Origin of the sequence: Methylocystis sp. (genome assembly GCF_046349115.1) — a bacterium.
Taxonomy (GTDB): Bacteria; Pseudomonadota; Alphaproteobacteria; order Rhizobiales; family Beijerinckiaceae; genus Methylocystis.
Genome location: NZ_JAXMCX010000005.1, coordinates 37,080 through 58,755, shown reverse-complemented (window position 1 = coordinate 58,755; position 21,676 = coordinate 37,080). Strand labels below are relative to the sequence as shown.

General features: G+C 63.2%; 22 protein-coding genes. 6 read left to right on the top strand and 16 right to left on the bottom strand.

Annotation, left to right across the window (positions count from 1 at the left end; all coding sequences use genetic code 11):
* Positions 1–3: 3 nt before the first annotated feature.
* The 15 genes from U1E20_RS13495 to U1E20_RS13425 form a co-directional block, all read right to left on the bottom strand.
* Complete coding sequence (locus tag U1E20_RS13495) at positions 4–1,512, bottom strand: NADH-quinone oxidoreductase subunit M (protein WP_409981143.1); 1,509 nt, start codon at positions 1,510–1,512, stop codon at positions 4–6.
* A complete protein-coding gene (gene nuoL, locus U1E20_RS13490) occupies positions 1,512–3,548 on the bottom strand; it encodes an NADH-quinone oxidoreductase subunit L (RefSeq protein ID WP_409981142.1) in 2,037 nt (678 codons plus the stop codon). The genes U1E20_RS13495 and nuoL overlap by 1 nt, the downstream gene beginning before the upstream one ends.
* 7 nt (positions 3,549–3,555) lie before the next feature.
* On the bottom strand, positions 3,556–3,867 hold the full coding sequence (nuoK, locus tag U1E20_RS13485; protein ID WP_409981141.1) for an NADH-quinone oxidoreductase subunit NuoK: 312 nt from the start codon (positions 3,865–3,867) through the stop codon (positions 3,556–3,558).
* 11 nt (positions 3,868–3,878) lie between these two features.
* Positions 3,879–4,481, bottom strand: coding sequence for an NADH-quinone oxidoreductase subunit J (locus tag U1E20_RS13480; RefSeq protein WP_409981140.1), 603 nt, complete (start codon positions 4,479–4,481; stop codon positions 3,879–3,881).
* A gap of 52 nt (positions 4,482–4,533) precedes the next feature.
* Complete coding sequence (nuoI, locus tag U1E20_RS13475) at positions 4,534–5,022, bottom strand: NADH-quinone oxidoreductase subunit NuoI (protein ID WP_409981139.1); 489 nt, start codon at positions 5,020–5,022, stop codon at positions 4,534–4,536.
* A gap of 7 nt (positions 5,023–5,029) precedes the next feature.
* Positions 5,030–6,064 carry an NADH-quinone oxidoreductase subunit NuoH gene (gene nuoH / locus U1E20_RS13470; RefSeq protein ID WP_409981293.1) on the bottom strand — a complete coding sequence of 345 codons (1,035 nt, stop codon included), beginning with the start codon at positions 6,062–6,064 and terminating at the stop codon, positions 5,030–5,032.
* Between the two features lie 26 nt (positions 6,065–6,090).
* Positions 6,091–8,151, bottom strand: coding sequence for an NADH-quinone oxidoreductase subunit NuoG (nuoG, locus tag U1E20_RS13465; RefSeq protein ID WP_409981138.1), 2,061 nt, complete (start codon positions 8,149–8,151; stop codon positions 6,091–6,093).
* A 34-nt stretch (positions 8,152–8,185) separates the two neighbouring features.
* Positions 8,186–9,490 carry an NADH-quinone oxidoreductase subunit NuoF gene (gene nuoF, locus U1E20_RS13460; protein ID WP_409981137.1) on the bottom strand — a complete coding sequence of 435 codons (1,305 nt, stop codon included), beginning with the start codon at positions 9,488–9,490 and terminating at the stop codon, positions 8,186–8,188.
* A gap of 20 nt (positions 9,491–9,510) precedes the next feature.
* Positions 9,511–10,125, bottom strand: a complete 615-nt coding sequence (gene nuoE, locus U1E20_RS13455; RefSeq protein WP_409981136.1) for an NADH-quinone oxidoreductase subunit NuoE — start codon at positions 10,123–10,125, stop codon at positions 9,511–9,513.
* Between the two features lie 205 nt (positions 10,126–10,330).
* Positions 10,331–11,551, bottom strand: coding sequence for an NADH-quinone oxidoreductase subunit D (locus U1E20_RS13450; RefSeq protein ID WP_409981135.1), 1,221 nt, complete (start codon positions 11,549–11,551; stop codon positions 10,331–10,333).
* 10 nt (positions 11,552–11,561) lie between these two features.
* Entirely contained in the window at positions 11,562–12,164 is a 603-nt protein-coding gene (locus U1E20_RS13445; RefSeq protein WP_409981134.1) for an NADH-quinone oxidoreductase subunit C, read from the bottom strand.
* Between the two features lie 144 nt (positions 12,165–12,308).
* Entirely contained in the window at positions 12,309–12,899 is a 591-nt protein-coding gene (locus tag U1E20_RS13440; RefSeq protein ID WP_409981133.1) for a NuoB/complex I 20 kDa subunit family protein, read from the bottom strand.
* Positions 12,890–13,255, bottom strand: coding sequence for an NADH-quinone oxidoreductase subunit A (locus U1E20_RS13435; protein WP_409981132.1), 366 nt, complete (start codon positions 13,253–13,255; stop codon positions 12,890–12,892). The genes U1E20_RS13440 and U1E20_RS13435 overlap by 10 nt, the downstream gene beginning before the upstream one ends.
* Positions 13,256–13,441: 186 nt before the next feature.
* A complete protein-coding gene (locus U1E20_RS13430; protein ID WP_409981131.1) occupies positions 13,442–14,254 on the bottom strand; it encodes an ATP12 family chaperone protein in 813 nt (270 codons plus the stop codon).
* A 168-nt stretch (positions 14,255–14,422) separates the two neighbouring features.
* Positions 14,423–15,496: an RluA family pseudouridine synthase gene (locus U1E20_RS13425; RefSeq protein ID WP_409981130.1), complete on the bottom strand. Its 1,074-nt coding sequence runs from the start codon at positions 15,494–15,496 to the stop codon at positions 14,423–14,425.
* A 173-nt stretch (positions 15,497–15,669) separates the two neighbouring features.
* Here U1E20_RS13425 and U1E20_RS13420 point away from each other — a divergent pair, with 173 nt between their 5' ends.
* The 3 genes from U1E20_RS13420 to U1E20_RS13410 all read left to right on the top strand — a co-directional run bounded on the left by U1E20_RS13420 (position 15,670) and on the right by U1E20_RS13410 (position 18,990).
* On the top strand, positions 15,670–16,503 hold the full coding sequence (locus U1E20_RS13420; protein WP_409981129.1) for a hypothetical protein: 834 nt from the start codon (positions 15,670–15,672) through the stop codon (positions 16,501–16,503).
* A 30-nt stretch (positions 16,504–16,533) separates the two neighbouring features.
* Positions 16,534–17,136 (top strand): MotA/TolQ/ExbB proton channel family protein, encoded by a 603-nt coding sequence (locus tag U1E20_RS13415; protein WP_409981128.1) that lies wholly within the window; start codon positions 16,534–16,536, stop codon positions 17,134–17,136.
* Positions 17,137–17,211: 75 nt separating this feature from the next.
* A complete protein-coding gene (locus tag U1E20_RS13410; RefSeq protein WP_409981127.1) occupies positions 17,212–18,990 on the top strand; it encodes a sodium:solute symporter in 1,779 nt (592 codons plus the stop codon).
* A gap of 55 nt (positions 18,991–19,045) precedes the next feature.
* Here the strand turns inward: U1E20_RS13410 and U1E20_RS13405 are convergent, their stop codons facing one another.
* Positions 19,046–19,861 (bottom strand): sterol desaturase family protein, encoded by an 816-nt coding sequence (locus tag U1E20_RS13405; protein WP_409981126.1) that lies wholly within the window; start codon positions 19,859–19,861, stop codon positions 19,046–19,048.
* A 223-nt stretch (positions 19,862–20,084) separates the two neighbouring features.
* Between U1E20_RS13405 and U1E20_RS13400 the strand changes: the two genes are divergently transcribed.
* From U1E20_RS13400 to rpsO, 3 genes are read left to right on the top strand one after another with little or no spacing between them, the layout of a single operon-like run.
* Positions 20,085–20,606: an SRPBCC family protein gene (locus U1E20_RS13400; protein WP_409981125.1), complete on the top strand. Its 522-nt coding sequence runs from the start codon at positions 20,085–20,087 to the stop codon at positions 20,604–20,606.
* A 16-nt stretch (positions 20,607–20,622) separates the two neighbouring features.
* The gene (locus U1E20_RS13395) at positions 20,623–21,075 is read left to right on the top strand and encodes a PAS domain-containing protein (RefSeq protein WP_409981124.1); all 453 of its coding nucleotides are present in this window, start codon (positions 20,623–20,625) and stop codon (positions 21,073–21,075) included.
* Between the two features lie 29 nt (positions 21,076–21,104).
* A complete protein-coding gene (rpsO, locus tag U1E20_RS13390) occupies positions 21,105–21,491 on the top strand; it encodes a 30S ribosomal protein S15 (protein ID WP_409981292.1) in 387 nt (128 codons plus the stop codon).
* The last annotated feature ends 185 nt before the right edge of the window (positions 21,492–21,676 follow it).

Sequence of the window (21,676 nt, the reverse complement as noted above, 5' to 3'; positions counted from 1 at the left end):
CCGTCATTGGCCAGCGGCCGCGAGCTTAATCGCGTCGACGAGCGCCGTATGGGTCTGGAGGAGATTGTCGACCGACGCCTGCGTCGCGCTTAAAATCGCCTGCGGCTGCACGCCGTAATAGATGGTGAGCAGCACAAGCGGCGTGAAAATCGCGATCTCGCGCGCCGTGAGATCGGTGATGGTCATCAGGCTCGCCTTTTCCAAGGCCCCGAAAATCACGCGGCGATAGAGATAGAGCGCGTAAGCCGCGGAGAAGATGACGCCGCTCGTCGCGATCAGCGCCACCCAGGTGTTGGCCTGGAATGTTCCGGCGAGCGACAGGAATTCGCCGATGAAGCCCGTCGTCCCCGGCAGGCCGACATTGGCCATTGTGAACAGCATGAAGACGAAGGCATAGACCGGCATGCGGTTGACGAGGCCGCCATAGGCGGCGATCTCGCGCGTATGCATGCGGTCGTAGATGACGCCGACGCAAAGGAACAGCGCGCCGGAGACGAAGCCGTGGCTGATCATCTGGAAGATCGCGCCCTGCATCCCCTGAGCGTTCAGCGTGAAGAGGCCCATCGTGACATAGCCCATATGCGCCACGGACGAATAGGCGATGAGCTTCTTGATGTCTTCCTGAACCAGCGCGACGAGCGACGTATAGACGATCGCGATCACCGACAGCGCGTAGATGAGCGGCGCGAAATTGGTCGAGGCGTCGGGAAACATCGGCAGCGAGAAGCGGATGAAGCCGTAGCCGCCCATCTTCAAGAGAATCGCCGCAAGGATCACCGAGCCTGCGGTCGGCGCCTCGACATGGGCGTCAGGCAGCCAGGTATGCACCGGCCACATCGGCATCTTCACCGCGAAGGAGGCGAAGAAGGCGAGCCACAGCCAGGTCTGCATGTCCTTGGGGAAATCGGTCTTCAGCAGCACCGTGATGTCGGTCGTGCCGGCCTTGCCGTACATCGCGAGGATCGCGACCAGCATGAGCAGCGAGCCGACGAGCGTATAGAGAAAGAATTTGAAGCTCGCATAGACGCGCCGCTTGCCGCCCCAGATTCCGATGATGAGAAACATCGGGATCAGGCCGCCCTCGAAGAAGAGATAGAACAGCACGAGATCAAGCGCGCAGAACACGCCGACCATCAGCGTCTCGAGCACCAGAAACGCGATCATATAGGCCTTGACGCGCTTCTGCACCGAATCCCACGACGCGAGAATGGCGAAAGGCATTAGGAAGGTCGTCAGCAGAACGAAGGGCATCGAAAAGCCGTCGACGCCCATCTTGTAGACGAGGCCGGAGCCGAGCCAGTTTTTCTCCTCGACGAATTGAAACGCCGCGCTCGTGGTATCGAACCCCGACCAGATGTACAGCGACAGGGCGAAGGTCGCGAGCGTCGTTACGAGCGTCGCCCAGCGGATATTGCGCAGGCTCGCCTCATTGTCGTCCTTCTGGGTGAGCAGGAAGGCGACGCCGACAAGCGGCAGGAAGACGACGCCGGAGAGAATGCCGAAACCGAACATCAGCGCAATCCTCCGGCGATGAAGTAAGTGGCGATCGCCGCGACGCCGATCAGCATGGCGAATGCGTAATGGTAAAGGTATCCGGTCTCCAGACGCACGGCGAACCGTGCGCCGGCGGCGACCCGCGCGGCGACGCCGTCAGGTCCGAGACCGTCGATGATCGCGCCGTCGCCGCCCTTCCAGAACAGCCGGCCGATGGCGAAGGCAGGGCGAACGAACAGGAAGTCGTAAAGTTCGTCGAAGTACCATTTGTTGAGCAGGAACTGGTAGAGACGCGGGAAGACCCGCGCCAGCGCCTGCGCGGTTCCGGGCTTCAGCACATAGACATAGAGCGCGATAAGGAAGCCCAAAACCATCATCGCGGTCGGCGCATAGCCGGCCCATGCGGGGATGGCGTGCATCTCATGCAGAATCTCATTGTGCTCGCCGCTAAAGAGCGCGCCCTTCCAGAATTCCGCATAGGCGTGGCCGACGAAATCAGGCTCGAAGACATAGCCGGCGCCAAGCGCGCCGACGGCGAGCACCGCCAGCGGCAGCAGCATGACGAACGGCGATTCATGCGGCGCATGATGGCCGTGATCGTCATGCGCGTGATCGTCATGCGCATGATCATCCTGCCCGTGATGATGCGCGTCTTGCGCCGCCGGTTCGTCTTCCGCGTGACTCTCGGCGATTGCATGGGCGGCGCGATGGCCGAAGAAGGTCATGAACACCAGCCGCCAGGAATAGAATGAGGTCAGCCCCGCGGCGACGACCGTCGAGACGAAGCCGATCATCGCCGTGGTGCGATGTTCGCCGGCGGCGAAGGCCGCCTCGATGATCGCGTCCTTGGAGAAATAGCCCGCCGTATAGGGAAAGCCGGTCAGCGCCAGCGTGCCGATCGTCATCATCGCGAAGGTGAAGGGGATGTCCTTGCGCAGGCCGCCCATGTTGCGCATGTCCTGCTCGTGGTGCATCGCATGGATGACCGAGCCCGCGCCCAGAAACAGCAGCGCCTTGAAGAAGGCATGCGTGAACAGATGGAAGATGCCGAGCGAATAGGCTCCGACCCCTTCAGCGACGAACATATAGCCGAGCTGTGAACAGGTCGAATAGGCGATCACCCGCTTGATGTCGTTTTGAACGAGACCGACCGTCGCGGCGAAAAAGGCGGTTGTCGCGCCGATGATGGTGACGAATTCGAGCGCCGTCGGCGCATATTCGAAGATCGGCGAGAGACGCGCGACCATGAACACGCCCGCGGTCACCATGGTCGCGGCATGGATGAGCGCCGAGACCGGCGTCGGGCCCTCCATCGCATCCGGCAACCAGGTGTGCAGGAAGAATTGCGCCGATTTGCCCATCGCGCCGATAAACAGCAGGAAGGCCGCGAGCGTCAACGCGTCGACGTCAAGGCCGAAGGCGTGAATCGGCTGGCCTTCGAGACCCGGAACGGCGGCGAAGACCTCGTCGAAGTTGAGCGACTTGGTCAATTGAAAGACGAGGAAAATGCCGAGCGCGAAGCCGAAGTCGCCGACGCGGTTGACGACGAACGCCTTGATCGCCGCGGCGTTGGCGGAGGGCTTTTGATACCAGAAGCCGATGAGAAGATAGGAGGCGAGGCCGACGCCTTCCCAGCCGAAGAACATCTGCACCAGATTGTCGGCGGTCACCAGCATCAGCATGGCGAAGGTGAAGAGAGACAGATAGGCGAAGAAACGCGGACGATGCGGATCCTCGTGCATATAGCCGACTGAATAGAGATGGACGAGGCTCGACACTGTATTGACGACGACCAGCATCACCGCGGTCAGCGTATCGACCCGCAGCGCCCAATCGACCTTGAGCGCGCCGACGGTCATCCAATTGGCGAGAATCGGCGCATAGCCGTGATCATGGCCGAGCGCCACGTCGAAGAAGACGATCCACGACAGGACGGCGCAGACCATCAACAGGCCGGTGGTGATGAGTTCCGAAGCGCGCGCGCCGATCCAGCGGCCGAACGCGCCCGCGATCAGAAAGCCGACGAGCGGAAGAAAGACGATGGCGTAAATCATCTTGCGGTCAGCCCTTCAAGGAATTGATGTCTTCGACCGCGATCGTGCCACGGTTACGATAGAAGGCGACGAGGATCGCGAGGCCGATCGCCGCCTCGGCCGCCGCCACGGTAAGCACGAAGAGCGCGAACACCTGTCCGGTGAGATCGGCGAGCGACTGCGAGAAGGCGACGAAGTTCAGATTGACCGATAGCAGAATCAGCTCGACCGACATCAGGATGACGATGATGTTCTTGCGGTTGAGAATGATTCCGGCGACGCCGAGCGTGAACAGGATCGCGGCGACGACGAGGTAATGCGTAAGGCCGATGGTTAGCATGCGAATCCTCGTTAGACGCCGGTCCGGAACGGAACTTTCTTGATCTCGATCACATTCTCGCGCGTGCGCGCATTCTGCTCATCGATTTTCTGACGCTTGATGTTGGGCTTATGATGGAGGGTCAGCACGATCGCGCCGATCATCGCGGTGAGCAGCACCAGCGCCGAGGCCTGAAAGAAGATCACATATTTTGTGTAGAGGATCTGCCCGAGCGCCGCCGTGTTGCTCATCTGCGGAATGATCGGATTGGCGACGGCCTCGCTCGCCGAAGGCGCCGAACTCCAGCCGATCGCCACCATGCCGAGCTCCGCGAGCACCACCGCGCCGACCGCGGCGCCGATCGGAAGATATTTGATGAAGCCCTGCTTCAACGCGGCGAAGTCGACATCGAGCATCATGACGACGAACAGGAACAGCACCGCGACCGCGCCGACATAGACGACGATGAGGATCATCGCCAGAAATTCGGCGCCGGCGAGCAGGAACAATCCCGCGCCGTTGCAGAAGGCGAGGATGAGAAACAGCACCGAATGCACCGGATTGCGCGCGAAGATGACGACGCCCGCCGAGGCGATCATGATCGTCGCGAAGAGATAGAAAAATACGGCCTGCACGTTCGTCGTCCTCACTGCGCCGATGCGGCGTGTTCGTTCGCGTCTCTTCTAATTACCTGTATTGCGCGTCCATCGCGATGTTGCGCGCGATCTCGCGCTCCCAGCGGTCGCCATTATCGAGCAGACGCTCCTTGGTGTAGTAGAGTTCCTCGCGCGTCTCGACCGAGAATTCCGCATTCGGCCCCTCGACGATCGCGTCGACCGGGCAGGCTTCCTGGCAGTAGCCGCAATAGATGCATTTCACCATGTCGATGTCGTAGCGCGTCGTGCGGCGGGTGCCGTCGTTGCGGCGCGGTCCGGCTTCGATGGTGATGGCCTGCGCCGGACAGATCGCCTCGCAGAGCTTGCAGGCGATGCAGCGCTCCTCGCCATTGGGATAGCGGCGCAGCGCGTGTTCGCCGCGATAGCGCGGCGATTGCGGATTTTTCTCATGCGGATAGTTGATCGTCGCCTTCGGCTTGAAGAAGTACCGCATCGACAGAATGAACGCGCCGACGAATTCCGAAAGGAAGAGCGACTTGGCGGCTTGATCGAGTTTCATGACGGCCTCAACTGCCTGCCGGTCCCGCCGGCCAGAACTGCAGCACGGCGGCGACGAGGATGACCATGGCGAGGGAGATCGGCAGGAAGACTTTCCAGCCCAGACGCATCAGCTGATCATAGCGATAGCGCGGCACGAAGGCCTTCACCATGGCGAAGAAGAAAAAGAAGAAGCTCACTTTCAGCGTGAACCAGATCACGCCCGGCACTAAGGTGAAGGGCGCGACATTGACCGGCGGCAGCCAGCCGCCGAAGAAGAGGATCGTCAGCAGCGCGCACATGGTGACGATCGCCACATATTCGGCGAGCATGAACAGGACGTAAGGCGTCGCCGAATATTCGATCATGAAGCCGGCGACGAGTTCCGACTCCGCCTCGACGAGATCGAACGGTGGGCGATTGGTTTCGGCGAGCGCCGAGACGAAGAAGATGACGAACATCGGAAAGAGGCGCAGCCAGTACCAGCCGGCCATGCCGTAGGACGTGTCCTGCGCGGCGACGATGTCGGTCAGATTGAGCGAACCGGCGCAGAGCAGCACGGTGATGATCACGAAGCCGATCGAGACTTCATAGGAGACCATCTGCGCCGCCGAGCGCAGCGCCGAGAGAAACGGATATTTCGAGTTCGACGCCCAGCCGCCCATGATGACGCCGTAAACGCCGAGCGAGGACAGCGCGAAAATATAAAGGATGCCGACATTGATATCGCCGACCGCCCAGCCGTCGGCGACGGGGATCACCGCCCAGGCGGCGATCGACAGCGTCGCCATGATGAAGGGCGCGAACAGGAAAATGCCCTTGTTGGCGACGTCCGGAATCACCGGCTCCTTGAGCGCGAATTTGATGAAATCCGCGAAGCTCTGCAAAAGCCCCCAGGGACCGACGACATTGGGTCCGCGACGCAGCTGCACCGCCGCCCAAATCTTGCGGTCGGCGAGAATGACATAGGCCACATAGATCAGCAGCGCGACCGCGAGCAGCACGCTCTTCACGAGCGCGAGAACAAGCGGATAGGCGATGAAGAAATCCGAAATGGCGCTCATCCAACCGTCGCTCACGTCCAAAGCTCCTATTCCGCCGCTTGCGCGAGCCGGCCCTGCGCCAGCGCCGAACATTCCGCCATGACCGTCGAGGCGCGGGCGATCGGATTGGTGAAGTAGAAATTCTCGATCGCCGGAACGAATGGGTCCTTCATCGCCACCGCCGGATGATTGGCGAGCGCCATGATTTGCGCGGCTTCGCCGGGCGCGATCTCATCGACTTGCGCGAGATGCGGATGCGCCTCGACCAGTCGCCGGCGCAGCGCCGCGAGCGAATCGAAGGGCAGCGGCGCGCCGAGCGCGCCAGAGAGCGCGCGCAACACCGCCCAATCCTCGCGCGCCTCGCCAGGCGGGAAGACGACGCGGAAGGCGCGCTGCACGCGGCCTTCGGTATTCACGTAAAGGCCGGATTTTTCCGTATAGGCCGCGCCGGGAAGGATCACGTCGGCGCGATGCGCGCCGCGGTCGCCATGCGCGCCGATATAGACCACGAAGGCGCCTGGCTCGATCGCGATTTCATCGGCGCCGAGATTGAAGATGAGGTCGAGCGCGGCGGCCTTCGCCATCGCGCGCGCGTCCAATCCGCCCGCGCCCGGCGTGAACTTAAGATCGAGCGCGCCGACGCGCGCGGCGGCGGTGTGCAGAACCGAAAATCCGTTCCAGCCGTCGCTGATTCCGCCAAGCTTTTGCGCCGCCTGAGCGGCGAGGGTGAGCGTCGCCTCGCCGTCGTCGCGCGCCAGAGCGCCCTGCCCGACGACGACGAGCAGCTTCTCCACCGGCGTCGCGGAGCGGATGAACTGCAGGAGCGATTCGGGACCGGCGCCGAGATATTCATAGCCATAGGTGAGATCGGCGCGTTCGCCGACGAGCGAAATCTTGAAGTCGCCCTTTAGCCAGCGCTTGCGCAGGCGCGCGTTAAGCACGGGCGATTCCTTGCGCGGATTGGCGCCGATGATCAACGCCGCGCCGGCCTGCTCGATGCCGGCGACCGTCGCATTGAAGAGATAGGACGCGCGACCGAATTTCGGATTGAGCTTGGCGCCTTCCTGGCGGCAATCGAGGTGCGGCGTTCCGAGCTGCTCGGCAAGGAGCTTCAGCGCGAATGTCTCTTCGAGAGCGGCGAGATCGCCGACCAGCGCGCCAATGCGCGACGCGGGCGTCGCCTTGGTTTTGGCGGCGACGGCGGCGAGCGCCTCCTGCCAGGAGGCGGGGCGCAAGCGGCCGTTTTCGCGAATATAGGGTCGGTCGAGACGCTGCGTTTTCAATCCGTCGACGATCTGGCGCGTCTTGTCGGAAATCCACTCTTCATTCACGAGGTCGTTGATGCGCGGCAGTATGCGCATCACTTCGCGGCCGCGCGAGTCGACGCGGATCGCCGAGCCGAGCGCGTCCATCACGTCGATCGTCTCGGTCTTCTGATATTCCCATGGCCGGCCGCGGAAGTTCTGGGGCTTCGGCAGCAGCGCGCCGACCGGACAGAGATCGGCGACATTGCCCTGCAGCTCGGAGCTCATCGCGCTTTCGAGATAGGTGGTGATCTCCATATCCTCGCCGCGGCCGATCGCGCCCATGTCGCCGGTGCCGGCGACCTCGGCGGTGAAGCGGACGCAGCGCGTGCAATGGATGCAGCGATTCATCTCGGTCTTGACCAGGACGCCGATATATTTGTCTTCGACCGCGCGCTTGTTTTCGTGATAGCGCGAACTGTCGACGCCGAAGACCAGCGCCTGATCCTGCAGATCGCATTCGCCGCCCTGATCGCAGATCGGGCAGTCGAGCGGATGGTTGATGAGCAGAAACTCCATCACCCCTTCGCGCGCCTTTTTCACCATCGGCGATTTGGTGAAGACTTCCGGCGGCGCGCCGTTCGGACCGGGGCGCAAATCCTTCACCGACATGGCGCAGGAAGCCTGCGGCTTCGGCGGGCCGCCCTTCACCTCGACGAGGCACATGCGGCAATTGCCGGCGATCGACAGGCGCTCGTGATAGCAAAAGCGCGGGACTTCGACGCCGGCCTGCTCGCAGGCCTGCAGCAGCGTCAACTCCCCCGGCACGTCCACTTCGACGCCATCGACGAGAATCTTGGTCACTTCGCTCTCTCCGAAGCCTCAATGAATTCGATCATCACTCCGCCGCCACGCGGATCGGATCGGGATGCGGATTGGCCGCATATTGATCGATCCGCTTCTCGATCACGTCGCGGAAATGCGTGATTAGTCCCTGGATCGGCCAGGCCGCGGCGTCGCCGAGCGCGCAGATCGTATGCCCTTCGATCTGCTTCGACACGTCGAACAGCATGTCGATCTCTTTCTTGTGCGCGCGGCCCTCGACCATGCGCTGCACGACGCGCCACATCCAGCCGGTGCCTTCGCGGCAGGGCGTGCACTGGCCGCAGCTTTCGTGCTTGTAGAAATATGCGAGGCGCGCGATGGCGCGGATGATGTCGGTCGATTTGTCCATGACGATCACCGCCGCCGTGCCGAGGCCCGAGCCGAGCTTGACGAGACTGTCGAAATCCATCGGACAGTCGATGATCTGATGCGCCGGCACGCAGCGCACCGAGGAGCCCCCCGGAATGACCGCGAGCAGATTGTCCCATCCGCCGCGCACGCCGCCGCAATGGGTTTCGATCAATTCGCGGAAGGTAATCGACATCGCCTCTTCGACATTGCACGGCCGGTCGACGTGGCCGGAAATCGAAAAGAGCTTGGTGCCGGTGTTGTTGGGCTTGCCGATGCCGGCGAACCAGACGGCGCCGCGGCGCAGAATGGTCGGCGTCACGGCGATCGATTCGACATTGTTGACCGTCGTCGGGCAGCCATAGAGGCCGACATTGGCCGGAAACGGCGGCTTTAGGCGCGGCATGCCCTTCTTGCCCTCGAGGCTTTCGAGCAGCGCGGTCTCCTCGCCGCAGATATAGGCGCCGGCGCCGTGATGGACATAAAGATCGAACGGATAGCCGTGGATATTGTCCTTGCCGATCAGCCGCGCCTCATAGGCCTCGTCGACGGCTTTCTGAAGCGCGATCCGCTCGGCGATGAATTCGCCGCGGATGTAGATGTAACAGGCGTGGGCGCCCATGGCGTAGCTCGCGACGAGCGCGCCTTCGACCAGCGTATGCGGGTCGTTGCGCATGATCTCGCGATCCTTGCAGGTGCCGGGCTCGGATTCGTCGGCGTTGATGACGAGATAATGCGGCCGCTTGGGATCGACTTCCTTCGGCATGAAGGACCATTTGAGGCCGGTCGAGAAGCCGGCGCCGCCGCGCCCGCGCAGGCCCGACGCCTTCACCTCATTGATGATCGCGTCGCGGCCCTTGTCGAGCAGCGCCTTGGTGTTGTCCCACTGGCCGCGCTTTCTCGCGCCGGCAAGCGAACGGTCGCCGAGGCCATAAAGATTGGTGAAGATACGATCCGCGTCGGAAAGCATGATTTTTCCTCTTCCCTCCGCTACTTCGCGCCGTCGCCGTAAAGCGACGTGAGACTCGTCAGCCTGCCAAGCGGCTCCGAAGAGACGCGGCCGATCTGCGAGCCTGTCTTCACCGGACGACCGGCGGCGAGATTGTCGAGAAGCTTCTCGAAATTCTCAGCCGTCAGATCCTCGTAATAATCATCGTTGATCTGAACCATCGGCGCGTTGCAGCAGGCGCCGAGGCATTCGACTTCGAGCCAGGAGAAGAGACCGTCGTCGGTCACCCGGCGCTGAGGGCCGACCCGGCGCTGCAGCACGTCGATGATCTCATCGGAGCCGGCGAGCAGGCATGGCGTCGTGCCGCAGAGCTGGATGAAATATTTGCCGACCGGGGCCAGATTGAACATCGAATAGAAGGTCGCGATTTCGAGCACGCGAATCTTCGCCATGCCGAGCGCATTAGCGACTTTTTCGATCGCCGCCTGCGGCAGCCAATTGTCGTTCTGCTTTTGCGCCTGCCACAGCGCCGGAACGACCATGGACGCCTGCCGGCCGTCTGGGTATTTTGCGATCTGCCTGTCAAGCCACGCCTTGTTTTCTGGCGTGAACTCGAAGCTTGCGGGCTGATCTTCGGCGAGACGACGGACGGACATTATTTCGCTCTCCGCAGCATGAAAGGCTCGATGGAAATCGGTTCTTCTTCGCGCGACGCCGACTTAAACACCGCAACCTTCCTGCGAACGAACGCTTCCGTCGGCCTGAGAAATCTGCGCTCCTCTTTCGCAGGCGATTGACCCGCAATGCGCGTCGACCAGCCGTTGCGCGCAAGCTCGTCGAGAGTCGGCCGGAACTTGCCACTCATCGATCGACCTCCCCGAACACGATGTCGAGCGAACCCAAAATCGCCGAAACGTCGGCGAGCATGTGGTTCTTGCAAAGAAAATCCATAGCTGAGAGATGCGCGAAGCCCGGCGCTCGCAGCTTGCAACGATAGGGCTTGTCGCCGCCGTCCGACACCAGATAGACGCCGAATTCGCCCTTGGGCGCCTCGACCGCGGCGTAGACTTCGCCGGCCGGCACGTGGAAGCCTTCGGTGAAGAGCTTGAAGTGATGGATCAATGCCTCCATCGAGCGCTTCATCTCGCGGCGCGAGGGCGGGGTGATCTTATGATTGGGCGTGAGCACCGGGCCGCGACCGTCGGCGCGCATCAGCTTCTCGACGCATTGCTTCATGATCGAAGTCGACTGCCGCATCTCTTCCATACGAATCACGGCGCGGTCATAGCAATCGCCATGCTTGCCGACCGGAATGTCGAACTCCATCTCCTCGTAGCATTCATAGGGCTGCGCCTTGCGCAAATCCCAGGCGGCGCCCGAGCCGCGCACCATCACGCCGGAGAAGCCCCATTTCCACGCGTCTTCGAGAGAGATGACGCCGATATCGACATTGCGCTGCTTGAAGATGCGATTGCCGATGAAGAGTTCGTCGAGGTCTTCGACGACTTTTAGGAAGGGATCGCAAAAGGCGCCGATATCTTCAACGAGCTGGTCGGGCAGATCGCGGGCGACGCCGCCGGGACGGAAATAATTGGCGTGCATGCGCGCGCCCGAGGCGCGCTCATAGAACACCATCAGCTTCTCGCGCTCCTCATAGCCCCACAGCGGCGGGGTGAGCGCGCCGACGTCCATCGCCTGCGAGGTGACGTTCAAAAGATGCGACAGCAAGCGGCCGATTTCGGCGTAAAGCACGCGAATGAGCTGGCCGCGGCGCGGCACTTCGACCCCGAGCAGACGCTCGATCGCGAGACAGAAGGCGTGCTCCTGATTCATCGGCGCGCAATAGTCGAGCCGATCGAGATAGGGCACGTTCTGCAGATAGGTACGCGCCTCCATCAGCTTTTCGGTGCCGCGATGCAGGAAGCCGACATGAGGATCGACGCGCTCGACGACCTCGCCGTCCAACTCCAGGATCAGGCGCAGCACGCCATGCGCGGCGGGGTGTTGAGGCCCGAAGTTGATGTTGAAGTTGCGCAGCCCCTGGGACTCGGGTTTTACCGGCGCGGGTGTTTGATCGTTCATTTCGACGCGCTCACTTGCTCGCCTTCTCATCGCCTGGCAGGTCGTAACTCACGCCCTCCCATGGCGAGAGGAAATCGAAGTTGCGGTATTCCTGGCTGAGCCGCACCGGCTCGTAGACGACGCGCTTTTGCTCGTCGTCGTAGCGCACTTCGACGAAGCCGGTCATCGGGAAGTCCTTGCGCAGCGGATGACCGTCGAAGCCGTAGTCGGTCATGATGCGGCGCAGATCGGGATGGCCGGAAAAAATCACGCCGAAGAGATCGTAAGTTTCGCGCTCGAACCAATCCGCGCCGGGATAGAGCGCGGTCAGCGAGGCGACGGGCGTCTCTTCCGACGCCGGCGTCTTGATGCGGATGCGGCGGTTATGTTTGGGCGACAAAAGATGCGCGACGACGTCGAAACGCTCGGCGCGCTCGGGGTAATCCGCCGCCGTCACGTCGATGAAGCACGCGAAGAGGCAGTCTGGATTGTCGCGCAGATAGGTCGCGACCTCGAGCCAGCGCGGTCGCGCCACGGTCAGCGTGAGTTCGCCATAGGCGAACTTCACATCCGTGATCGCGCCGGGAAGCGCGCCGCTGATGTTCGCGCCGAGAGTCTCCAATTCAGCCGACATTCGTCAATCCCATTCGTCAGACTCGACCGCTCGTTTTTTTCCGTCATTGTGAGCGAAGCGAAGGCATCCAGAGTCGCGAGGCTTGGCTGGATTGCTTCGTCGCTATGCTCCTCGCAATGACGGCGGGCGTCATTGCGCGATTTGCTAGCGCTCGATCGTGCCCGTGCGCCGGATTTTCTTTTGCAGCAGCAGCATGCCGTAGACGAGCGCCTCCGCCGAAGGCGGGCATCCCGGCACATAGACGTCGACCGGAATGATGCGATCGCAGCCGCGCACGACCGAATAGGAATAATGGTAGTAGCCGCCGCCATTGGCGCAGGAGCCCATCGAGATGACGTAGCGCGGCTCCGGCATCTGGTCGTAGACCTTGCGCAGCGCCGGCGCCATCTTGTTGGTCAGGGTGCCGGCGATGATGATGCAGTCGGACTGGCGCGGGCTGGCGCGCGGCGCGAAGCCGAATCGCTCGAGATCGTAGCGGGGCATCGCCGCCTGGATCATCTCGACGGCGCAGCAGGCGAGGCCGAAGGTCATCCACATCAGCGAGCCGGTGCGCGCCCAGTTGATGACATCGTCGGTCGCGGTGACGAAAAACCCCTTGTCGGCGAGTTCGTCGTTAAGATGAAGAAAAAACGGGTCGTCCGATCCGACCGGCTTGCCGCTGCGCGGATCGATCAGCCCCTTGGGCTGCGGCGCGATCAGGGTCTGGCGCGCGCCTTCCTTCTCGATCAGTCCCATTCCAGAGCTCCCTTGCGCCACTCGTAGACGAAGCCGACGGTGAGCACGCCGAGGAAGACCATCATCGACCAGAAGCCGAAGGCGCCCGCTTCCTTGAAGGCCACCGCCCAGGGAAAGAGAAAGGCCACTTCGAGATCGAAAACGATAAAGAGAAGGGAAACCAGATAGAAGCGCACGTCGAATTTCATGCGCGCGTCGTTGAACGGGTTGAAGCCGCACTCATAGGCGGACATTTTCTCGGGGTCCGGCGCCTTGAAGGCGAGGAGGAAGGGCGCGACGAGCAGCGCGCCGGCGATCACCGCCGAAAGCGCGATGAAAATCACCAGCGGCAGATATTGTTCGAGCAGCAGGGGCATCGAGTCTTGTCCGACTTCGGCGGGGCGAGGGCCGGTCGCGGGAGCGTTTCCTTGGCTGTTTTCCTTAGAACGACTCCAGGCCGCGCGTTCCGTAACAAAGGCGATTGTGCAAAGCAAGAGAGGAAGCGCCCGGCCAGCGAATTGGCCGCAGCCTTGAATAAAGGCGCCTCAAAATCGGGCGGACGATTATTGGGGCGTCGAATGCCGCGCCAATGTCGCCGCCGCCTCGAATTCGGCGAAACGCGCCGCCCGCCGCGCCATGGCTTCGGCGTCCGCGCCCCAGGCGCGCATTTGCCAGTCTTCGTCGACATTGGCGGCGGCCCAGGCGGCGTCCACGTCGATTGCGCGCAGCGCCGTCGCGAGGGCGATGATCGCCGAACCTGTGAGCGTGGTCATGACGCTGAGCGCCGCGAGCCTGAGCGACGCGCCGGCGCCCTCCCCCACATAGTCGCGCAAGGCGCGCGCGATAGCGTCGAGCGCCGCCTGCGGCTGTGCGACGAACATGACGCCCTCCGCGAGCGCGAGCCTGGCGCCAAGCCTGTCGCGGGCAAAGGCGACGAGCGGGTCCCAGGCGGCGGCTTGCGCCGCAGCCAAACTTTCGGGCTCCCCGGCGCGATAGCAGATCAGGTCAGAGCCGGCATATTTGGCGACCTCAGCCTCGACCTCATGCATTTGCGCCGCGACGCCATCGAGCGCCGTATTCATGAGCTTGGTGAGCGGCATCGTCGCCGGATCGATCGTCTCGCCCTGGCCCGCCCATTCGGCGGCGATCGCTTCCGCCAGCGGCAATGACGGCGCGACCAACGGACGACGCGCGGGCGTATTGACCGGCCGGCCGTCGAGGAAAATCCCGTAACCGCCTTCCGCCGGCGCGGCGACCGCCTGCTTATAGAAGCGCTTGGGTAGAGGGCGCGCCGGATCGCGCGCGGCCTTTACAGGGTCGCGCTCGTTGGCGGGAACGAAGAAATCCGCATCAAAGCCAGTCGGCGCTTTTGACATTTATCAGTCCTTAATGAAGACGCCCCGGAGGAAACGCCCACCGCCTCGTCATGGCCGGGCTTGTCCCGGCCGTCCACGCCGAGCGGCTTCGGTCAAATGACGGAATATGCGCAGCGGTCCCGCGTGGATGCCCGCGACAAGCGCGGGCATGACGCGTTGATACGCGCCTCACGCATCCGGCGCGTCCTCGATCGGGTCGGGGCGCTTCACGTCGAAGCCGAATAGCTCCCAGCTCTTTTTCATATGGTCCGGCAACGGCGCGGTCACGTCGATCACGCCGCCCTTCGGATGCGGCAAGACGAGCCGTCGCGCGAGCAGATGCAGCTTGCGGTCGAGTCCCTCGGGCATCGCCCGCAGCGGATCGCGCCGTCTAACCTCGTCCTCCGGCCGATGGCCATATTTGGGATCGCCGAAAATCGGATGGCCGATCGCCTCGGCATGGGCGCGCAGTTGATGGGTGCGGCCGGTCAGCGGCTTCATCGACAGCCAGGCGCAGCGCGGCGCGACCTTGTCGACGATGGCGTAATAGGTCAGCGAATGCTGGGCGTCGCTTTCGCCATGTCTGGCGATGCGCATTTTCTCGAGCTCCCGCGCGCCGCCCCTCGATTTCTCCATCCCGGCGCCTTTCGCGAGATAGAGCGAAATCCGGCCCTGCGCCGGTTTCGGCACGCCTTCGACCAGCGCCCAATAAATCTTCTTGGCCTGCCGCGAGCGAAAAATCTCGCCGAGCTCGGCGGCCATCCGCCGGTTCTTGGCGACGAGCAGCACGCCCGAGGTGTCGCGGTCGAGGCGATGCACCAGAACGGGGCGCGTATCGCCCCTGGCGAGCGATTCCAGCATCCCGTCAATATGGCGGGTCTGGCCCGAGCCGCCCTGAGTCGCGAGGCCATAGGGCTTGTTGAGGACGAGCACGTCCTTGTCCTCGAAAAGCGTCATCGCCTGCAGCGCCTGCGCGTCCTTAGGGTCCACGCGCTTCACTGCCGGAGCCGCAGGCGTCTCGATCCGCAGCGGCGGCACGCGGACCTTCTGGCCCTCTTCGAGCCGGGTCGAGGTTTCGACCCTCTTGCCGTCGACCCGCACCTCGCCCTTGCGGCAGATTTTGGCGAGATGCGACAAAGCGAGCGCGGGGTAGCGCCGCTTGAACCAGCGATCGACGCGCATCCCCGCCTCTTCCTCGGTGACGATGGCGGTAGAGACGCCCGACGCGCTGGCGGTCGCGAGAGAATTTGGAGGAGCGGCCATGCCGGCTTATCGGCCAAAGGAGACCGCCTGTCGATTCGCTTAACGGCGATTTTTCCGGGGGAAGCGAGGGTGTTACACAAAGCCGCATCGCCTCGCGACGCGCTCAAGCGTTAAGTTTCACAAGCCCATCGTGGCAAATCATTCAAGGCGCGTCGGCGGCGGAGCGCTTCATAGTGAAAAAGAATACGACAAGTTCGCTGAAAGGCGCGCGGGCGCTAGACCGTCCGCCACTGCGGCCCCGTTGGTTGCATCCAGCCTCGACCGCCGCGGTCGTCGGGCTATTTTTGGCCTTCTTCGCCTCAGGGATTTATTGGCCGCAAACGATCGTCGATTTGGGCGGCATCAACGCAGACCTTATCCCCGAAGGCGTGTCGCTGGAGGCGGGCGATCCCGCGCCTGAAGGCGATTCGCTGGAAGACCCGCTGCCCGTCGAAGAAGTTTCGCTCACCGACGAGGGAATGGAGGAGATGATCGAGGATGAGCCGACGCCGCCGCTGATCATGGAGCCAGACGAGATCCAGGCGCCGCAGAAAAAACCAAAGGCGGAGAAAAAGCAAAAGGTCGAGAAGCCCAAGAACGAGAAGCCCAAGCAAGCCGAGCACAAAACCCGGCAGCGACGCGAGGTCGCGACCGATGGCGGCCGCGCGGACGAGATCGGCCGGCGCTACGGACTTCCCGGCGGAACCGGCCAGGGCGCGGGCAGAGCGCGCATTGCCGGGCGCTATGGACTGCCCGGCGGCGGCGGCGATGGTTCGGGCGCTGCCCAGGCCACCTGTCTGGCCCAGATCGCGGCGTCAATCCGCGAACATACGCCCGCCGCGACCAGCCTCGGACCGGCGTCAGTCGTCGTCACCTTCTATGTGAACGCCGGCGGCGGTCTCTCGGGCATTTCGGTTTCGGGCGGAAGCGCCGCCCATGCGGCGATGGCGCGGCGCATCGTCGCCTCGTCGCGCGGGCCGGCGAATTGCGCGCCGGTATACGCTCGGCAAGGCATCACATTTCAATAAGGCCTGACGAGGCCTCGGGAGGGCGTTGCGATGGAATTTGCTCCGATGTCGCCGTTCGGCATGTTCCTTTATGCCGGACCGGTGAGCAAAGTCGTGATGGCGCTGCTTCTTGCAGCGGCGGTCTGGACCTGGGTGCTGATTATCGACAGCGTTTTTGTGCTGGCGCGGCTGTCTAAGGCGTTGGATCGCGCCCGTACTGGGGGCGATATCGGCGTGCTTTGGCCGATCGCCGAAGCGGCGCGGGAAGCGTCGCACGTCGAACTGCCCGACGAACCCCCTCATCTCAAGCGCGATCGCGTGCTGCAGCAGATGAACCGGGCCGCGGGCGAATTCATGCTCGACGCCGAAAGCGGACTTCCCGTTCTGGCGATCGTCGCCTCGGCGGGCCCCTTCGTCGGCCTGTTCGGCACGGTCTGGGGGATCATGTCGAGCTTTTCCGGAATCGCGCAGAGTCAGGACACGAGTCTCGCGGTCGTCGCCCCCGGCATCGCCGACGCTCTGGCCGCAACCGCCTATGGGCTCGCCGCCGCGATTCCGGCGGCGATCGGCTACAACCGCATGGGCATGGCCTTTGGCGACTTAAGAGAGAAACTGAGCCGCTACGTTATATCTTATGCAAGGTCGATCGCCTGACGGCGACGCGCCATCTTGGCCAGGGAAGCCGCCTCGTCTAGAGTTCGCCCGCTTTTGATTTGCGCGAGGCTATGAATGACCGACCGGTCCAGCGAGCAGGCGTTGCTCGATCGAGCCAATCTCGACGCCAAAATCGCCTTTGTGGCCGCGAGCTTCCTCCTCGCCTACGCCTTCGCGGCGCTGCTTGACCGCGTGGGCGCGCCGGAGCGCTTTGTCGGCGGCGCGCCGCCTTATTTCACCGTGCTCGGTCTCGCCACGCTCGGCTTTCTGCTGCATTCGATGCGGGTGTCGGTCTATTACACCGCCGGCCGGGCGCTGCCCGCCGCCTATGCCGGCTTCGCCAACGCCGCGATCGTGGTCGCCCTGATGCTGCCCTTCGGCGCTCGCCTCGCCGGACGCAGCTGGTCGACGGGCGCGATCGCCGGCGTCTTCATCGGACTCGCCGTGGCGGGGCTGTATCTGGGACCGCTGCTCCGCAAGACCGGCGTATTCTCGATCTCGGAACTTCTAAGCGCGCGATTTCAGAGCGCGGCGGCGCGGGTCGGCTTCATCGGCGCGGTGGCCCTGTCGTCGACGCTGCTCGCCGCCGCCGGCGGCCTGATCGCGGTCAATGCGCTCGTCGACCTCACCGGCGCTAATCGCGGTTTCGCGGCCTTTCTCGTCGCCGCGACGAGCCTGATCATCGCCGGTCCAGGCGGATTGTCGGGCGTCATGTGGGCGTCGGCCGCCGCGGCGGGCGTGGCGACGCTCGGCTTCGGCTGGCCGGTCGCGGCGCTTAGCGTCCGTGACGCTCTCCCAGCCGGGCTGATCTTCGGCGGCGAGGCCTCGACCGAGGCCGCCAACCTGCTGGCGAATTGGAAGATCACCCCGGCGCAGCTTGGCGTTCCGGTTGAACTCGCCACCACTTTGGCGGCGGCGCTCGGGCTCGCGACGCTCGCTCCCGTGCTGGCGAGTTCGCTGACGACGGCCGACAAGCGGAGCGCACGGCGCGCCGGGGTCGCCGCCCTGTTCTGGACCATCGTCATCGCTCTGCTGGCGGCGGCGGCAATCGCCGCCTCGGCGCTGTCGCTCTCCCGCGCGACTGCGGGACAACCGGCGGAACGCCTGCCGCAGACGGTCTATCAGGCGAGCGCGCGCGGGCTGATCAGCGTTTGCGGCTATTCGGTGCGCGGGCCTTCCGAGGCGCAGCGCGCCTGCGCCGTGAGAGGCTACGCGCCGGGCGCGCCGCTCGCCGCATCGGACATCCGGCCGATCGACGGGGATTTTCTGCTCGGCTTCCTGCCCCAGGCGGCGGAGCTCGGCGCGGCGTCGTCCGGGCTGCTCGCCTCGGCGCTGGTGGCGCTCGGGCTGGCGCTCGCCACGGCGAGCCTGCAGGCCTGCGCCACCGCCTTCGGCCATGACGCGCTGTATCGGCTGCGCGGCGAGATCGACCTGACGAGCCGGCGTCTCGCCGTCAATCGCGTCACGCTCGTCATCGTCGCGACGCTCGCTTATGTCGCCGCCGTCGCCGGGGTCTTTACGCCCGGTTCGCTGGTCGCGGCGGCGCTCGCGGTGTCCGCCGCCTGCCTCGCGCCCTCGCTGGCGCTCGCCTTCTGGTCCCGCGCCGGCGACCGCGAAGCGCTCGCCGCGCTCTGCGGCGGCGCGGTCGGCCTCTTCGGGGCCCTGGCCATCGCCGAGACCCCCAATCGCGTCGAAATCTACGCGCTCTGCGCGCTGGTCGGCGTCACGCTCGGCGCCGCGTTCGGACTTCTGTCGGGACTTGCGTCCAATAGCGAGAAGCCGGCGGCGCGCGCCTTCATTACCCGCATGCTGCAGGGCGACGCACAGCTGCTGCAGCCCGATAAGGGCGCATAGAGCGCGCTGCATTAGCGCGGAAGAAACCAGAGCGCGCAATGCGCGCGCTTGCGGCCTAGGCCTCCGAATGGGACTTTCGCGGAACGAGATGCACGATGCGCGCAAGCCGTCGCTCGGTGAGAAACGCCAAGCTGAAAAGCTGAATGAAGTTTTCCGCCTCGATCAGCTCCAGACCGATGGATTTCGGCGTCAGAACCTTTCGCGTGCCGAAGATGATGTCCCAAATCGACAGGACGATTCCATAATTGCTGTCGTGTTCGCTGCGCAGCGTCGAGTGATGTGCGCGATGCAAGGACGGCGTGATGATGAAATAGGATAGAATCCTCTCGCCGGGAATCGTGATGTTGGCGTGGTGAAACAGCACAAAAAACATCCGCGCCACTTCGCATGACACCACGACATGCGCCGGCGCGCCGATGAGGACGGCGCAGACGCATTTCACGATGACTTCCAGCAGCTGATCGAAGACGTGGAACCGCAGCCCGGTCGTGACGTGAAAGCTCTTATCGCTGTGATGGATCTTGTGAAACAGCCAGAGCGCTTCCGATTTGTGGCCAAGATAATGCCACGCATACACCGCGAAATCGAACAGCACGAAGCTTGCGATCCATTTCGAAGGCCCGTCGGGCAAGCTCGACAGCAACCCATGGCTCGAATAATTCGCGGCGACGACGAGCAGGCTGGAAACCGACAAGAGATTCATGATGACGTTGTTGATCAGGAAGGCCGAGGCGTTGGTGGAGAATGACGCCTTCAATCCCGCGCCCGCGAATTTCTTGTAAGGACGGAATTTCTCCACGACCAGAAGGACCGAGAAAAGACCGAAAACCGCGATCAACAGCAGGTTCTCGATATGTGGCGCGTCGCTCATCGCCTACCTCGCTGGTTTTTTAATCGGCAGCCCAATGGGGCACGGCTCACGCGCGCCCGATTGAAAGATGGGCGCTTTTGCCGCCCGGAAGACAGTCAATGTTCGCCAACTTGCCCTCGTTTTTGGACGACGCGGAAGTTCTCGCCAGAATCGCCCTTGTCCGTCGCCCGAAAAGGCCTAGCTCGTCCGAGGGAGCCCACCCTGTTTTGAACAAGGGCGTCGCATGCTGGGACTTAACGTCGATCTTCAAGGTTTGAGCCGGCCGCGGCCTGCAGCGGTCGGCGGCGTCGCCAGAACGGTAATTTCCCGGCAACGAGACGATGCTTTCAATTTTGTCGCCCGCGATTTTTTCGCCAATTACCCGCGATGGTGTCCGCAAGTCGTGGAGCTGGAGCCAAGCGAAGCCGCGCCGGCGCGCGTCGGAATGACCGCGCGTCAAGTCACGATGGAACGGGGCATACGCAGTGAGAGCACATTTGAAATCGTGGCCGTCGAACGTCCGCGCCTTCTCGCCTTGGAAGGAATCTCGGAACCCTTTTCATCCTCTTACGAATTCGAGTGCGCACCGGATGGCGCGACGCTGATTTTCACGTTCGAATTGCGCGAGATCGAACTTTCAATGCGACCCTTCGTGAAATTGATTCGCGCCGCATTGCAGGACGGCGCGGAGCAGATCGTCGAAAATATCCGGGCGCTTCTCGAAACCGGCGCGCCTTCAGCAGAAACCGCAGACGCGTCAGGATGAGATTGAGGTTGGAGCGATGTTCTTTGTTCAAAAAGACGGTGGGATCATCCCGAAGATTCTGACGCAAATTCTTGATTCATGCGTCAATGGCGTCACGCTGGCTGACCCGGATCAACCCGACGCGCCGATTGTTTATGCGAACAAGGCCTTCGAAAACATGACCGGCTACGGCCAGGACGAGATCATCGGCCGCAATTGCCGTTTTTTGCAGGGCGACGACCGCGATCAGGAGGGGCTTGCGCGGCTGCGAGAGGCCTTACGCAAGCATGAACACATCGAAGTGACGCTGCGCAACTATCGGAAAAACGGCGAGTTATTCTTCAACAAACTCAATCTCACGCCGCTGCTCGATAATCGCGGCGAGGTGATCTACTATCTCGGCGTGCAATATGACGTCACCGAGCTTGTCCGCGCGGAAGCGGAAATCAACAAGCTCGGGGAGCGGCTGAAGGCGATGGAGAAGGCGTAGGCCCCCTATCCATCTCCCGCATTTCTGCTATAAGGCCCCCGCACGCCCCGGCCCGCCGGGGCGGCTCCGTTTTCGCGCGACCCTGCTGGACGACATCCCGGCCCTGGCCGCGGAGCGCGGATCACCCTCAAAATCAAGGATATACGATGTCGATTACGGCGGAGCGCAAGCAGGCGCTCATCAAGGAATATTCCACCAAGGCGAACGACACCGGCTCGCCAGAAGTGCAGGTCGCGATTCTCACCGAGCGGATCGCCAATCTGACCGAACACTTCAAGACCCACGCGAAAGACAATCATTCGCGCCGCGGGCTTCTGAAGCTCGTCTCCCAGCGCCGCCAGCTTCTCGACTATGTCAAGGTGCGCGACGAACCGCGCTACAAGAGCCTGATCGAGCGGCTCGGCATCCGCCGCTAAGACAAGAGGATCGCGAGCCTCCGGGCTCGCATATCGGACCGCGAGCCTTCCGGCTCGCATTGGACCGCGGGCCTGAAGCCCGCTTGTGAGGGCTGCGAGCCAGGAGGCTCGCAGTCCATCTACGCCAGAGCCGTCATGGCAGGATCGCCGGACGCTGCGCCGACGCTTTAATGAAACATAGCTGC